An 11,953-nucleotide genomic window follows, 5' to 3' on the forward strand; every position below is an offset into this window, starting at 1 on the left:
CGCCACCAGGTGCAAGCACCCGTGCTGCCGTTCGACTTGCATGTGTAAGGCATGCCGCCAGCGTTCAATCTGAGCCAGGATCAAACTCTTCAGTTTAAACCTGTTACTGTTTTCGGTTCGGTTAAGAACCGGTCGCTCACTCAAAGCTGACAGGAATATGAATCACTTCATAAACCTGACTTACTTTAGTGTGAGACTCTTGATACTTTTGCTATCTGATCCGAAGATCAGCTCGCTTCCATCAAGCGCCCACACTTATCGGCTGTTAATTTTTAAAGAGCAATCTGCGAGGAACTTCGTGTTTCCCGGCAGCGCTGCGTTTTCAGCAGCAGAGAAGCGAGATTATGAACCGTGTTTCGCAGCTCGTCAACAACTTTTTACACTACATCGTTGCGACTGCGGGGTTCAACTTCCAGGCCAGCCGCGCGCCCGACACTGCAGCACACCACCAGCTTTGCTTCCTCTTCCGCACCGCGTTTCCGTTAGCGCGAAAGAGGCGTGATTCTAAGCACCCTCTTCCAACTGCGCAAGGGGTTTGACGCAACTTTTTTACAAAGGCTGCAATCCGGCCGATCTGCCATGCCTTGGCACGAGACCGCTTATGGTGCAAAGAACGGACTAGAATGTGAGGTTCTTCGCCTCTTTCTATATACGTCTTTAATATGCGCCAGCGAATCGCCAAACGCCTCCCCCCCGATGCCGACAAACTGGTCGGTCTGTCGCTTGCGCTCTTCGCGTCGGGCAGCCGCATCGAGGATCGCTTCTGGGAAGCGAAGCTCGACGCGCTGCTCGCCAAGATTGTCCGCAACGGCAACCAGACCACGCTCGACGCAGCGCTCGACCATCTTCAGCAGAATCATCCCGACGCCTATGGCGCGCTCGCCGACATGGCCGAGACGCACAGCGAGTCGATGGTGATCGAGCACGACGGCCAACCGTTCGACGCGCTGCTGGTCGCCGTCCCGGTTCTCGCATGGACGCGCTACATGATTCCGTCCGGCCCGCTCAAGAGTGACGTTGCCGACGCGCTGCGAACGCACCTGCAGGCACACGTCCTTGCGAACGGCACCCTCGTCGGCCTGGCACCGTTCCTTTACAGCATTGACCAGTTGCCGCGGCACCACGTCGAGACCTACCGGCTGGCCCAGCAGCTCGCTCATGCAGCGATCACCCAGCACACCCCCAAGCTCAGCTTCGGCGACCTGCCTGAAACCTCGCCGATCCTGGCCGACCCGCGCTTCCTGCTCGCCGTCGTCGCCGCACCCGCCGGCGCGCCGCTGTTCCGATGGCAGGAAGAGGAAAACGGCAGCCGGATCGAGCGCGGCCAGTGCCTCGAGCAATGGACGGCCCAGGGCGGCCCGAACCTGTCGATCGCCCTGCCCGGCTGCGAGTTCGAATGCCTGCTTCCGGACGCGTACTATTCGGCTTGCCGGGATGCGGACGAACGGGTGCGTCCGCACACGGTGCGAACCGCCATTCGTTATCTTTTCGACACACTTGGTGCGGCACCGCAAGAGCTGCGCGCGGTGGTCGCCGGCTTCGGCGAACGCCGTATCGACGAGTATCGTGTCGGCTTCACGCGGCGTGCCAGCAACGACGTAATCTACGGTGTCGTATGGCCGCTTTACGGCCGTGAAAACGGCGACGTGTCGATCGACAGCGCGACGCTCGAAGGCGAAGCGCCGATCGAAGGACCGCTCGAGGAAATCGTGAGCCTGTTGAAGGAATGCGGTGTAACCGACGTCCGGCGGCACGCGGGCCGCTTCGAACCCGAATACTGCGACGATTGCGGCGTACCGCTTTACGCAGATCCGCTCGGCGAAATCGTCCACGCGGAAATGCCGGAAGACGCGTCACCCGCCCAGCCGCACTTTCACTGAACTACACAGCAATACCCTGACGGCCTGCCCGTCCGAAGCCGCTCACGGTTCCCGCCGGAGCGGCTTTTTTCTTGTCCGCCATCCTGCCGCCCGAAATTTCATACTTTTCCTAAGCCTTTCAGCCAAGCAGACATCGTGTAAGGTCTTTGTCATCATCAGACCCAAGGCATGCCAGACGGCAAATCAATGGCTCACATTAAGGAGGTTGAATATGCGGTTCCTGATGCTCAATTCAGACGCCGAGCGGCGTGACGGACTGAAGGCTCTGTTACGACAGATCGACCGTCACGCCAGCATCAACGATGCGCCCGACAGTTTTCAGGCGCGCAGGCTGCTGCGCAACCAGCGTTTCGACCTCGTCGCGATCGACTGGCTCGACGTCGGCCGACTCAGCGAGCTTCAGGCGATCTGCAGCGCGTGCTCGCCGACACCCGTCGCCGTTCTGGTCGACGAAACATCGCCGGAAGCCATCCAGCGCTTCTTCAACTATGGTGTCTCCGGCGTGATCCCGCATTCCACCCGGCCACACCTGATCGTGCGTGCGCTCGAGATCGTTCTGCTGGGCGGGCATTACATCCCGCCGATCGCGCTCCGTCTGCTGCCTTCCACTGCTGCGGCGCGCTACGATGCCCATTTCCAGACGCTCGCCGGATCGCTTCCCCGCCGGCCGCCGAGCGGCCTCTTGTCGCCACGCCAAGCTCAGATCATGCGCTTCGTCCATATGGGCAGCACCAACAAGATGATCGCCCGTACGCTCGGCATCAGCGAAGGCACCGTCAAGATCCACCTCGCCAGCATCTTCCAGCAACTCGGTGCCGCCAACCGCGCCGCCGCAGTCGCGATCTACAACGGCTGGCTGTCGCCCCACCTCGAGGTGCTGCTGGCGAATCGCAACCGCACGCGCAAGCCGCCCATCGGCGAACAGGGCCCGGTTCCGCTGCGTACGCAACGGAAAGACCGCCCGTACCCGTTGCCAGCCTCGATCGACAGCACGCAGGACTTGCCGATCGCCGCTGAACCGCCAGCGCGGTTCCGGCGCGAACGCTAGCCAGACAGTCTCGATATTGCGACGGTCGGCGTGTGTGGATTCCCACCTTTGATGCTCAACGAGTAATATGGACGAATGGGTTTTCTCTTCACACCGCTTCCGCTCTGGGTTGGCATCGGTGGCTGGATCGCCGCCGTGGCCCTGCTCGCGCTCGCGATCTGGAATCGTCCCTTCGTGCGCCTGCAGGACGCCACGCTCCAGCACGTGTGGCTTGCGCTCGTCACCGCCATTACGGTCCTCTGGGCCTCGAATGCGTGGCTCGAAGACGGCATCGTCATGCATCTGCTTGGCGCGACGCTGCTCGTCACACTGTTCGACTGGACACTCGCATTGATCGCGATGGGCGCCGTCACGGCGGTTGCCGCGATCATTTTCGACGCGCCCTGGCAGGGCATTGGCCTGACCTATCTGATCTACGGCGCGCTGCCGGTCGCCGTGTCGGCATTGCTGCAGCGCGCCGCACTCGCATGGTTGCCGCACAATCTCGCGTCGTTCATCACCGGCCAGGGATTCCTGTCGCCGGCCATCGCAATCATCGCAGTCGCTGCTGCCGCGGCCGGGGTCCAGCTCGCGCTGGCGGACGGCGTGCCTGTCGTGATTCCGGCCGGCTATCTGCTGAACACCGCGCTTCTCGCACTCGGCGAAGCGTGGTTCACCGGCATGGCAACGGCACTCATCGCGGTCTATCGTCCCGCGTGGGTCACGACCTTCGACGTCCGGCGCTATCGCCTCGGCGGCCCGCGCGCCTGAATCGCCCTCCGGCAGCGGTACCGCCACCACCCGCCGGCAGGGCCTCGCGCGGTGCGGCAGAATGCGACATTTACTGCCGCACAACTTTTTTACGCTAAGATTGAACTCCGGTTCTTCATCGGGCATCTATACGTGCCCGATGTCTCATTCGCTCCTCACCAATAACCAGATGGACAGCTCTCCTGCGTCGCTCCGGATTATCCGGGCGCTCGGCAAGCTGGCAGCCTGTATTGCGGGCCTGTCGCTTGCGCTTCCGACACCGGCATTCGCCGACCTGCTCGACCAGCGCTCCGAACTGATCAACAAATTCGTCAACGAAATGCATGCCGATCCGCTCGCCGCCGATTGTGCGGCGCACGGCAGCTTCATCGCCAGCACGTCGTCGGCGTTCGACCGCGTCGACTTCGCGCCGAACACATTCGACAGCGGCAACGCGACAATCACGCCATGGAACGACTCGTTCGACCAGGGCAAGCAGCGCGTGAAGGTCGACAATATCGTCACGGTCGACGGGCTCGGCATCCACAGCGACGGCAGCGACCCGACGCCGCTGAAATTCCGATGCGGCTATGTCGGTCAGCAAATGCTCGCCTTCAGCTGGAACGACCCGGTTCCGCCGCTGAAGCCGCGCGTCGAGCGCTCCACGTCCTCGACGAAGAAGTTCAAGGGCAAGTCGCACCGAGGCAAGGTCAAGGCGAAAGCATCGAGCCGCACCGGCAGCAAGAAGGCCGCCGCAACGAAAAAGTCGAGCGGACAGAAGAAGGTCGTGAAGAAGAGCGCGAAGAAGTCCTGATTCGACGAAGCGACATCGACAGAAGCAAAAAAGCCGGAGCATCCAGAGATGCTCCGGCTTTTTTCATACGGCGACGCTGCGCTTACGCGAACGTGTCGACGTGCACCAGGATCGCAGCCAGCATCGCCGCGCCGAGCGCCGCGCTTCGCTCGCCGTTCCAGCCGACTCGCTCGTCGGGCAGGTTCGCGTTGTCCTTGAACGGCATCTCGAGCGTCAGCGACAGGCAGCCGAACTGGTGGCCGATGTACTTCGACGCGAGCTTGAGCGCGTCCTCCTTGTACTTGCTCGCCGCATAGCCATGCTCAGTCTGGAAGTCCGGGCTCGCAACCTTGAACGCCTCGATGAACGCGGTCTGCTCCTTGCCCTGCTGCTCGGTAAAGCTCGGCAGCATTTCCGACCCGGCAACGAACACGTACGGCAGATCCTCGTCGCCGTGGATATCGAAGAACATGTCGCAGCCGATCGCATGGATCGCATCGCGCGCGGCCAGCACCTCGGGGCTGCGCTCGGCATCGGGCGCCATCCACTCGCGGTTCAGGTTCGCGCCCGCCGCATTGGTGCGCAGGTTGCCATGCACGCTGCCGTCCGGATTCATGTTCGGGACGATGTGGAACGTCACGCGATCGTAGAGCTTGCGCGCGACCGGATCGCCGGCCCAGTCGCCCCATCCGGCCAGCCGCTTGACGAGGCCTTCGACGAACCACTCGGCCATCGACTCGCCGGGATGCTGGCGCGCGATGATCCACACCTTCTTCTTCGGTGCGCCGTCGGTCTCCGGCGTACCGAGCGTCAGCAGCGACATCGGACGACCTTCGACCGTGCGACCGAGTTCGACGACGCTCGCCTGCGGCAACTGCTGGACCGCACCGAGAAATGCCGCATGACGCTCTTCCGAGTACGGTTCGAAATATGCGTAGTAGATGCTGTCGAATTCCGGCGTATGGTCGATGGTCATCGTCTTGCCGTCGAACGTCGTCGGCACGCGGAACCAGTCGACCCGGTCATAGCTCGCCACCGCGCTGTAATTGCGCCAGCCCGACGGATACGCGCATTCGGCAGCATTCTCGAACGTCATCACACAGCGCTCGCCGCGCGCGCCCGTCAAGCGGTAGTAAAACCATTGCGCGAATTCCGAGCGGTTGTCGCCGCGCACGCGCAACCGAATCGCATCGGGGCTGTCGCACGACACGACGTCGATTGCGCCTGCGTCGAAATTGCTGGTGATCGAAAGGGCCATCTGTCTCTCCTTTGTCGACCGGAGTTAGCGCTTTAGCGCTTACACCGGTCCCATGTAAAGCTGGCGACCGGAACAGGCGGTGTAGCGCTTGCCCGGCCTCATGCATGCACCGGCCGTCTCGTGAACGGCCGGCAGGGTCATTCGCCGACTCGCCGGCGATATACGTAAGTCGAATCGTTCGACGCAGCCGCATCGAACGCATAGCCTTCCGTCGCGAATTCCTTCAGCGCCTTCGGGTCGGCAATCCGGTTCTCGACGATAAAACGCGCCATCAGGCCGCGCGCACGCTTCGCACGGAAGCTGATGATCTTGTAGCGGCCGCCCTTCCAGTCCTCGAACACCGGCGTGACGACGGGCGCGGCCAGCAGTTTCGGCTTGACCGACTTGAAGTATTCGGTCGATGCGCAGTTGACGAGCACGCGCGCCGCGCCGCTGCGCGTTTCGAGCTGCTCGTTCAGCGCCCGCGTGATGCGGTCGCCCCAGAACGCGTACAGATCCTTGCCGCGCGCGTTCGCGAAACGCGTACCCATCTCGAGACGGTACGGCTGCAACAGATCGAGCGGACGCAGCAGCCCGTACAGCCCCGACAGCACGCGCACGTGCTGCTGCGCATAGTCGAGATCGGCGGACGACAGCGATTTGGCGTCGAATCCTTCATATACGTCGCCGTTGAATGCGAGCACGGCCTGCTTCGCGTTGGCCGGCGTAAAGGTCGGCGACCAGTCCGCGTAGCGCTGGAAATTCAGCCGTGCAAGCGGATCGGAGATATCCATCAGCGTCGCGATGTCCTGCGGCGAAAGCTTGCGCAGGCCGTCGATCAGCTCGGACGCGTCGTCGACGAATGCAGGCTTCGTGTAAGACTGGACGTGCGCGGGCGTATCGTAGTCGAGGGATTTGGCGGGAGAGAGAACGATTATCATAGAGGCTCGCTGGCACGCCGTGCCTTGCGGTCAGACGAAAACCACCGATTGTAACGAATGACCCGCTCTCCCGCCCCGCATGCCGCGCATCGCGTCGTGCTCGACTCGAACGTCTGGATCGACATCCTCGTATTCGACGACCCCGCTACGCGCCCGATCCGCGCCGCGCTCGAACGCGGCACGCTTGCCGCCGTGATCGACGGCCGCTGCCTGACCGAACTCGAGTATGTGCTCGATTATCCGCAGTTCCAGGCGCGCGCCGTCGACAAGGCGGCCGCGCTCGCAACCGTCGCCCGCCTGGCGAGCCTCGTCGAGCCGCTGGCCGTCGACGCCGACGCGCCGCCGCTGCCGAAGTGCAAGGACCGCGACGACCAGAAGTTTCTTGAACTCGCCCGCGCCGCCCAGGCCGATTGGCTCGTGTCGAAAGACCGCGCGCTGCTGAAGCTCGCGAAGCGCACCGCGCGCGATTTCGGCTTCCGGATCGCGCAACCTGCCCCCTTTGCCGAGGCCTGCGCGCTCGACGCCACGCCGGCTTGACGCACCGCAACACCACCCGATTTCGACCGTATCGATGAACGCTCCTTCAGACATGCCAACGACTCCCGTTTTCCCTTCGCGCCTGCCGAACGTCGGCACGACGATCTTCACGGTCATGAGCGCGCTTGCAGCAGAAAAAGGCGCCGTGAACCTCGGCCAGGGCTTTCCGGATTTCGACTGCGATCCGCGCATCGTCGATGCGGTTGCCGCCGCGATGCGCAACGGGCACAACCAGTATCCGCCGATGGCCGGTGTCGCACCGCTGCGCGAGGCGATCGCAGACAAGATCGCGCAGGTCTACGGCCGGCGTTACGATCCGGCGACCGAAATCACCGTCACGGCCGGCGCGACGCAGGCACTCCTGACCGCGATCCTGTGCACGGTGCATCCGGGTGATGAAGTGATCGTCGTCGAGCCGACCTACGACAGCTACCTGCCGTCGATCGAACTCGCGGGCGGCACACCTGTGTTCGTCACGCTGGAGGCGCCCGACTACGCGATTCCGTTCGACCGTCTGGCGGCTGCAATCACGCCGAAAACGCGCATGATCCTGATCAACACGCCGCATAACCCGACGGGTACCGTGTGGCGCGAGGCCGACATGCGCAAGCTCGAAGAGATCGTGCGTGGCACCAACGTGCTGATTCTGTCCGACGAGGTCTACGAGCACATGGTCTATGACGGCGCGCGCCATGAGAGCGTCGCGCGCTATCCTGAACTCGCCGCGCGCAGCTTCATCGTATCGAGCTTCGGCAAGACCTATCACGTGACGGGCTGGAAGGTCGGTTATGTCGCAGCCCCTGCCGCGCTGACCGCCGAATTCCGCAAGGTCCACCAGTTCAACGTGTTCACGGTGAACACGCCGATGCAGGTCGGGCTCGCCGACTACCTGCGCGACCCGGCACCGTACCTGACGCTTGCCGACTTCTACCAGAAGAAGCGCGACTTCTTCCGGGCCGGCCTCGAGCGCACGCGCTTCAAGCTGCTGCCCTGCACGGGCACGTACTTCCAGTGCGTCGATTATTCGGCGATCAGCGACCTGCCGGAAGCGGAATTCTCGAAGTGGCTCACGTCGGAGATCGGCGTGGCCGCCATTCCGGTGTCGGCGTTCTATCACGAGCCGCACGAATCGGGCGTCGTACGCTTCTGCTTCGCGAAGCAGGAAAGCACGCTCGCATCCGCGCTCGAACGGCTCGCCCGCCTGTAAGTCCCGCACGGGCCGCCAGAGGCCGCCCTGCTGGAACCGCGTTTACGAACGCGCGACGCTCGTCGCCTCGATATACGCCTTGCGCTCGGCTGCCACGCGCTGCGCGGCCGGACGCTCGCCGACGATCTTCGCGTGCGCCTTCCAGTCGATGCCCGCGTCGAGCAGGAAATCGCGTCCGAAAATGGCGTTCGTCGCCATCCCGATGACGGGCAGATGGACCCATGCGGCGATGTCGGCAAGGCCGAACGACTCGCCGAGCACATACGGCGAAAATTGCGTCATCTGTTTGAACGCATCGATCGCGCGCGGCAGGCGCTTCTCGACGTGCGCCTTCGTCCCGTCGCTGACCTTGCCGCCGAAAAATGCTTCCGTATAGACCTCGCGCGCCATCCATTCGAGATACAGCTCGAGCATCTCGACCAGTTCGCGCACCTTCGCGGCCGCGAACGGGCTCGCCGGGAAAATGCCTTTCTCGGGATAACGCGCCGCCAGGTATTCGATGATCACCTGCGACTCGAACAATGCGCCTTCTTCGGTCTTCAGGAACGGAATCTTGCCGAGCGGCGAATCGGCGAGCCGGGCCGGATCGCTGATCGGCAAACCGCACACCGACTCCTCGAACGGAATGTCGTGCTCGAGCAGGACGAACTTCACCTTGTTGTAATAGTTGGACAACGGAATACCGCACAGCTGTAGCATCGGAGTCTCCTTCGTTGCTGGAACGCGGCCGCAACGGTGCCGGCCGCAGCGAGATTCGTCGCGCTGAAAAGCACGTTCGTGCTAGTCTAAAGCAAGTATTGCGTTCGTCACGACAACATTACATCCGCTACGGCATCGGCCGCATCCGCGTGCGCGGCGCGCGTGGCGCCGCAGCCCCGCCATCCGATGGAGACACGCTCGCATGAGTGCTGAACTGCTGGCCTCGCGTCCGCCCGAGAGCGACTCGACGCTCGTCCTCACGCTATCCAATCCCGGCGCACGCAATGCGCTGCATCCCGACATGTACGCGGCCGGCGTCGAGGCGCTCGCCACCGCCGAGCGCGATCCCGGAATTCGCGCTGTCGTGCTCACCGGCGCCGATCGCTTCTTCTGCGCGGGCGGCAACCTGAACCGGCTGCTCGACAACCGCTCGAAGGATCCGTCCTACCAGGCCGACAGCATCGATCAGCTCGCCGCATGGGTAACGGCGATCCACGCTTCGACGAAGCCGGTGATCGCGGCGGTCGAAGGCGCGGCGGCCGGCGCGGGCTTTTCGCTCGCGCTCGCGTGCGACCTGATCGTCGCCGCGCACGATGCGAAATTCGTGATGTCATACGCGCGTGTCGGCCTGACACCCGACGGGGGCGGTTCGTGGTTCATCGCCCGCGCACTGCCGCGCGCGCTCGCGGCCGAGATCCTGTTCGAAGGCAAACCCGTCGCAGCCGAACGTCTGCACACGCTCGGCGTCGTCAACCGGCTCGCCGTGCCGGGCGCGGCATTGACCGACGCGCTGGCATGGGCCGATGCACTCGCCGGCATCTCGCCGAACGCGCTCACGCGCATCAAGTCGCTGCTCGACGACGCAACGACGCAACCGCTCGACGCGCATCTCGGCACCGAACGCGATCATTTCGTCGCGTCGCTGCATCATGCGGACGGGCTCGAGGGCATCACCGCATTTCTCGAGAAGCGCCCGCCCCGCTACAAGCGCTGAGCCGCCACGCCCGCGTTCCACCTGCCTGAACGCATCCGCCACGAAGCGCCGCGCGCGACGTCGGCGGCGAGCGCTCGCTCGCCCGCGTACCCGTATCGGCACGCACGTTTGCGTCGCCAGCAGCGCGCATCGATCCATGCTCTAATGACCGCCTGTCGCGGCGCTGCCAGCGCCGTTTTCGCGCACGCAACAAAGGAGTTCACGATGATCGACGTCTATAGCTGGGCGACCCCGAACGGCCACAAGGTGCACATCATGCTCGAGGAAACGGGCCTCGCCTATCGTGTCCATCCGGTCGATATCGGCGCAGGCGACCAGTTCAAGCCGGAATTCCTGAAGATCAGCCCGAACAACAAGATCCCCGCGATCGTCGATCCGGACGGCCCCGGCGGCAAGCCGATCGCGCTGTTCGAATCGGGCGCGATCCTGATCTACCTCGCGGAAAAGACCGGCAAGTTCCTGCCGACCGATCCGGCCGCACGCTATGCAACGCTCGAATGGCTGATGTTCCAGATGGGCGGCGTCGGGCCGATGCTCGGGCAGGCGCATCACTTCCGCCTGTATGCGCCGGAGAAGATCGAGTATGCGGTCAACCGCTACACAAACGAAGCGAAGCGCCTGTACAACGTGATGGACAAGCGACTCGGCGAGTCCGAATATCTCGCGGGCGACACGTACACGATCGCGGACATTGCGACGTTCCCGTGGACGCGCTCATGGCAGAACCAGGGCATCGTGCTCGACGAATTGCCGAACGTGAAGCGCTGGTACGACACGATCGCCGCACGACCGGCCGTGCAGCGCGGTGTCGAAGTGCTCGCGTCGATGCGCAAGGCGCTGCAGGACGACAAGGCACGCGAGGTGCTGTTCGGCGCAACGCAATACGCGAAGCACTGACACGCAAGTGACGGGCGGAGCGGCATCCATGCATGCCGCTCCCCGCTTCAGAAGTAATGCAGCGTGATGAATTCCGCCGCGCAAACCGGCAGCGGCGCATCGGGACGCTCGACCTGCATCGTCACCGACCACGTCACCTGCACGCCGTTCCGCGCGGCCTCGGCGGTTTCCTTTACCGCAAACAGCGCACGCACGCGCGCGCCGACCGGCACCGGCTTCAGGAACCGCACGCGGTTCAGTCCATAGTTCACGCCCATCTTCTGCTCGAAACGCATCGCGTCGGTCATCAACGCCGGAATCAGCGACAGCGTCAGGAACCCGTGGGCGATCGGCCCGCCGAACGGCGATTCGCGTCGCGCGCGCTCGGGATCGACGTGAATCCATTGATGATCGCCGGTCGCGTCGGCAAACCCGTCGACGCGATGCTGGTCGATCGCGATCCAGCCGCTCGCGAGCGGCTCCGCGCCGACGCGTGCCTGCAGCGCCTGCGCCGACGCGATCAGCGGCAACGTCATCTCCGTCATGCCTGCACGCCTCCCGGATGGCGCAGCCCGAAGATCACTTTCGTGTGCACGGTAATCACCGTCTCGCCGGCCTCGTTCACGCCGACCCATTCCGTCGACACGATGCCGCGGTCGGGCTTGCTCTCCGACACGCGCTTGTCGTGGACCTTCTGGTACATCGTGATCGTATCGCCCGCACGCACCGGCTTGAGCCAGCGGATCGAGTCGATGCCCGGCGAGCCCATGCTGGTCGAGTCCGGGCCGAGCTTCTTGACGAGCAGGCTCATGAACACCGAACACGTATGCCAGCCGCTCGCGACAAGCCCGCCGAAATGCGATGCCTTCCCGGCTTCTTCGTCGAGATGGAACGGCTGCGGATCGTAGCGTTGCGCGAACGTCTTGATGTCGTCGGGTTCGAACGTGTAACGGCCCACTTCGGTGGTGCTGCCGACCACCAGGTCTTCGTAACTGATGCCCACTAGATGTCT

At 63.6% G+C, this 11,953-nt stretch carries 13 protein-coding genes and 1 rRNA gene; 8 read left to right on the forward strand and 6 right to left on the reverse strand.

Translation table 11 applies throughout. From position 1 onward, the window contains the following. A 16S ribosomal RNA gene (locus tag ABIC51_RS19650) occupies positions 1–96 on the reverse strand; the annotation flags it as partial. A 566-nt stretch (positions 97–662) separates the two neighbouring features. Here ABIC51_RS19650 and ABIC51_RS19655 point away from each other — a divergent pair. The 4 genes from ABIC51_RS19655 to ABIC51_RS19670 all read left to right on the forward strand — a co-directional run bounded on the left by ABIC51_RS19655 (position 663) and on the right by ABIC51_RS19670 (position 4,471). Then, positions 663–1,880 (forward strand): DUF2863 family protein, encoded by a 1,218-nt coding sequence (locus tag ABIC51_RS19655; RefSeq protein ID WP_027786884.1) that lies wholly within the window; start codon positions 663–665, stop codon positions 1,878–1,880. 211 nt (positions 1,881–2,091) lie between these two features. After that, the gene (locus ABIC51_RS19660) at positions 2,092–2,928 is read left to right on the forward strand and encodes a response regulator transcription factor (protein ID WP_027786883.1); all 837 of its coding nucleotides are present in this window, start codon (positions 2,092–2,094) and stop codon (positions 2,926–2,928) included. A 75-nt stretch (positions 2,929–3,003) separates the two neighbouring features. After that, positions 3,004–3,678, forward strand: coding sequence for an energy-coupling factor ABC transporter permease (locus ABIC51_RS19665; RefSeq protein WP_048020521.1), 675 nt, complete (start codon positions 3,004–3,006; stop codon positions 3,676–3,678). 139 nt (positions 3,679–3,817) lie between these two features. Then, positions 3,818–4,471: a BspC domain-containing protein gene (locus ABIC51_RS19670; RefSeq protein ID WP_027786881.1), complete on the forward strand. Its 654-nt coding sequence runs from the start codon at positions 3,818–3,820 to the stop codon at positions 4,469–4,471. A gap of 82 nt (positions 4,472–4,553) precedes the next feature. Here the strand turns inward: ABIC51_RS19670 and ABIC51_RS19675 are convergent, their stop codons facing one another. Both ABIC51_RS19675 and yaaA read right to left on the reverse strand, forming a co-directional pair. Beyond that, entirely contained in the window at positions 4,554–5,708 is a 1,155-nt protein-coding gene (locus ABIC51_RS19675; RefSeq protein WP_146253615.1) for a M14 family metallopeptidase, read from the reverse strand. A gap of 137 nt (positions 5,709–5,845) precedes the next feature. Further along, positions 5,846–6,628 (reverse strand): peroxide stress protein YaaA, encoded by a 783-nt coding sequence (gene yaaA, locus ABIC51_RS19680; RefSeq protein WP_175862591.1) that lies wholly within the window; start codon positions 6,626–6,628, stop codon positions 5,846–5,848. Between the two features lie 57 nt (positions 6,629–6,685). On the opposite strand from yaaA, the gene ABIC51_RS19685 reads away from it, so the two are divergent. Both ABIC51_RS19685 and ABIC51_RS19690 read left to right on the forward strand, forming a co-directional pair. Next, complete coding sequence (locus ABIC51_RS19685) at positions 6,686–7,165, forward strand: putative toxin-antitoxin system toxin component, PIN family (RefSeq protein WP_175862592.1); 480 nt, start codon at positions 6,686–6,688, stop codon at positions 7,163–7,165. 34 nt (positions 7,166–7,199) lie between these two features. Beyond that, positions 7,200–8,372: a pyridoxal phosphate-dependent aminotransferase gene (locus ABIC51_RS19690; RefSeq protein WP_027786880.1), complete on the forward strand. Its 1,173-nt coding sequence runs from the start codon at positions 7,200–7,202 to the stop codon at positions 8,370–8,372. 42 nt (positions 8,373–8,414) lie between these two features. Here the strand turns inward: ABIC51_RS19690 and ABIC51_RS19695 are convergent, their stop codons facing one another. Then, positions 8,415–9,071, reverse strand: coding sequence for a glutathione S-transferase family protein (locus tag ABIC51_RS19695; RefSeq protein ID WP_175898300.1), 657 nt, complete (start codon positions 9,069–9,071; stop codon positions 8,415–8,417). Between the two features lie 202 nt (positions 9,072–9,273). On the opposite strand from ABIC51_RS19695, the gene ABIC51_RS19700 reads away from it, so the two are divergent. After that, positions 9,274–10,065: an oxepin-CoA hydrolase, alternative type gene (locus ABIC51_RS19700; protein WP_027786878.1), complete on the forward strand. Its 792-nt coding sequence runs from the start codon at positions 9,274–9,276 to the stop codon at positions 10,063–10,065. A 204-nt stretch (positions 10,066–10,269) separates the two neighbouring features. After that, positions 10,270–10,962 carry a glutathione binding-like protein gene (locus tag ABIC51_RS19705; RefSeq protein ID WP_059688508.1) on the forward strand — a complete coding sequence of 231 codons (693 nt, stop codon included), beginning with the start codon at positions 10,270–10,272 and terminating at the stop codon, positions 10,960–10,962. A 47-nt stretch (positions 10,963–11,009) separates the two neighbouring features. On the opposite strand, the gene ABIC51_RS19710 is transcribed toward ABIC51_RS19705, so the two are convergent. Next, positions 11,010–11,486 carry a MaoC family dehydratase gene (locus ABIC51_RS19710; protein ID WP_059697913.1) on the reverse strand — a complete coding sequence of 159 codons (477 nt, stop codon included), beginning with the start codon at positions 11,484–11,486 and terminating at the stop codon, positions 11,010–11,012. Further along, entirely contained in the window at positions 11,483–11,944 is a 462-nt protein-coding gene (locus tag ABIC51_RS19715) for a MaoC family dehydratase (protein ID WP_027786875.1), read from the reverse strand. Before ABIC51_RS19715 ends, ABIC51_RS19710 begins: the two co-directional genes overlap by 4 nt. Positions 11,945–11,953 lie beyond the last annotated feature (9 nt).

This window comes from Burkholderia sp. 572 (assembly GCF_040545135.1).
GTDB classification, from domain to species: domain Bacteria; phylum Pseudomonadota; class Gammaproteobacteria; order Burkholderiales; family Burkholderiaceae; genus Burkholderia; species Burkholderia cepacia.

Coding starts and splice junctions, on each gene's coding strand:
- ABIC51_RS19695 (WP_175898300.1), bottom strand. CDS start 9,071: ATGCTACAGCTGTGCGGTATTCCGTTGTCCAACTATTACAACAAGGTG.
- ABIC51_RS19685 (WP_175862592.1), top strand. CDS start 6,686: ATGACCCGCTCTCCCGCCCCGCATGCCGCGCATCGCGTCGTGCTCGAC.
- ABIC51_RS19700 (WP_027786878.1), top strand. CDS start 9,274: ATGAGTGCTGAACTGCTGGCCTCGCGTCCGCCCGAGAGCGACTCGACG.
- ABIC51_RS19655 (WP_027786884.1), top strand. CDS start 663: ATGCGCCAGCGAATCGCCAAACGCCTCCCCCCCGATGCCGACAAACTG.
- ABIC51_RS19660 (WP_027786883.1), top strand. CDS start 2,092: ATGCGGTTCCTGATGCTCAATTCAGACGCCGAGCGGCGTGACGGACTG.
- ABIC51_RS19670 (WP_027786881.1), top strand. CDS start 3,818: ATGTCTCATTCGCTCCTCACCAATAACCAGATGGACAGCTCTCCTGCG.
- ABIC51_RS19710 (WP_059697913.1), bottom strand. CDS start 11,486: ATGACGGAGATGACGTTGCCGCTGATCGCGTCGGCGCAGGCGCTGCAG.
- ABIC51_RS19665 (WP_048020521.1), top strand. CDS start 3,004: ATGGGTTTTCTCTTCACACCGCTTCCGCTCTGGGTTGGCATCGGTGGC.
- ABIC51_RS19675 (WP_146253615.1), bottom strand. CDS start 5,708: ATGGCCCTTTCGATCACCAGCAATTTCGACGCAGGCGCAATCGACGTC.
- ABIC51_RS19705 (WP_059688508.1), top strand. CDS start 10,270: ATGATCGACGTCTATAGCTGGGCGACCCCGAACGGCCACAAGGTGCAC.
- yaaA (WP_175862591.1), bottom strand. CDS start 6,628: ATGATAATCGTTCTCTCTCCCGCCAAATCCCTCGACTACGATACGCCC.
- ABIC51_RS19690 (WP_027786880.1), top strand. CDS start 7,200: ATGAACGCTCCTTCAGACATGCCAACGACTCCCGTTTTCCCTTCGCGC.